Origin of the sequence: Methanoculleus sp., from assembly GCF_030019085.1 — an archaeon.
Lineage (GTDB): Archaea > Halobacteriota > Methanomicrobia > Methanomicrobiales > Methanoculleaceae > Methanoculleus.
The window spans coordinates 9,824-11,535 of the sequence record NZ_JASEFJ010000029.1; the positions used below are offsets into that span (position 1 = coordinate 9,824).

Annotated in this window: 2 protein-coding genes; one reads left to right on the top strand and one right to left on the bottom strand. The window is 65.7% G+C overall.

Annotation, left to right across the window (positions count from 1 at the left end):
- Positions 1 to 573 (top strand): hypothetical protein (locus tag QMC91_RS09250; RefSeq protein ID WP_300237951.1); only part of this gene is annotated, 573 nt, incomplete at its 5' end.
- 52 nt (positions 574 to 625) lie between these two features.
- Here the strand turns inward: QMC91_RS09250 and QMC91_RS09255 are convergent.
- The coding region (locus QMC91_RS09255) for a PGF-pre-PGF domain-containing protein (protein WP_300237953.1) at positions 626 to 1,712 on the bottom strand (1,087 nt) is incomplete at its 5' end.

The following is a 1,712-nucleotide window of genomic DNA, read 5'->3' on the forward strand; positions in this document are numbered from 1 at the left end:
CCCCTCATCCTCGCTGACGTGCCCGCATCCCTCCAGGCAGCCGGCATCACGGTCGCTGTGATCTTTTCCGGTGTCTTCGGGTCGTCGATCGGGCTCGTCCGCATTCGCGAGAGCGGCATGCTGGACCGGATGGCCCTGCTGCCCGTCTCGCCCCGCCGGCTGACCGCTGGATACGTCTTCGCGAACGCCCTCCTTGATCTGGCGCAGGTTGCCGTCCCCCTCGTCGTCTTCCTGCTCGTCCACCCGCCGGCCCCGGTGGGTGTTGTTTGTGCGGTTGTATCGTTCGCATCCGCTGTGGTTGCGGCGAACGCTCTCGGCGTCTTGGTGGCGGCCGTCCCGGGATCGTCCGGCGAGGGTCACCTCTACGCGATTGTTGCGGTCATGGCTGCTATCATGCTCTCGGGGCTCGGCGCGCCTGCCCCGTACACGCAGGAATTCCTCCCATTCTGGTATCTTTACGCGGCGCTCGTCGCCGCTCCCGGGACATCTGCTCTTGCCCCAGTCCTCGCCGCTCTTCTCCTCGGGGCCGTGCTCATGGTCTCGCCATGGCTGTTTGGCAGAACCGGTGCGTGAGAAGACCGAAGGTCGGGCGGGCAACCATTAAGCCATCTGAAAAAGGGTAGGGTTAGTTCTTCCTTCTCCTCCAGAGGAGGAAGGCCAGCGGTGCAAGGAAGGGCGCGTAGACGAGCGGTGCCGCAGGCGTCGTCGTCGCCGCGACGGTCGGCGCGGTCGTCATCGTCTCCGTCACTTCAGGCGTCGCGGTAGCCTCCGTCGTGACATTCGTCTCCGGCGTCACGGTTTGGTTCTCCGTCATCGCGGCGATGGCGAAGGTGGAGAATCCGGGGGTTGTCGCGCGGAAGAGGTAGTTGCCGTCCTCCTCACCGACGACCTCGGTCTCCAGGATCTGCCAGCCGCCGTTGACGTAGCGCATGAGCCTGACATCCTCCGGGAGGATCCCGTGCTCCTCGAGCCACTTCGCCGGAATGGTGAAGGTCAGCGTTGCGCCGCCGATCTGGTCAGGGTTCGCCCACGAGACGGCGATCTCGGCGTACTCGTAGGTGCTGCCGCCGGGAGGCTCCGCCAGGTTGGGGCACCCCGCCTCCTTCACGGTCAGCATCAGCTTCGGGATGTTGTCGGCCGCCGTGATGGCGACGCTGCCGATAGACGTGACACCGAAGCCCGAGAACGTGTGCGTTGCGCCTCTCTTTAGATCCTCGCAGATCCCTGCGAAGAAACTGGGGCCGGGGTCTCCGCCGCCGTCACTGTAGGCGCGGTAGGTCGATCCGGGGTTATTCGGGGTCTGTGTGGGACCCGGTGTCGGATCGGTCGTGGGCGCCGCCGTGACGGTGATCGTCGCCGCCCCTTCAACGCCGCCGGCACACGCCGTCACGTCCGTGGAGCCCTGTGCGAATGCTGCAAAGAGGCCCAAGCTGTCGATCGTGCCGATATCGCCATCGGAGCACGACCACCTGACCCTGACCCAGTCCATTACGTTCTCGCACTGGTCGTATACCGTGGCGGAGAACTCCCGGGTTTCTCCGGGCGCGAGCGTCTCTTCGGGTGGGTCGACCTCGATACAGGCCGGGACCGGAAGCGAAGGCTCAATGGTCACGCAGGCGGAGCCGGAGACCCCGTCGGCCGATGCGGTGAGCGTCACTTCCCCTTCCGTAAGAGCAGTGAAGGTGCCGCTGCAGAGATCGATCTCGCCGACG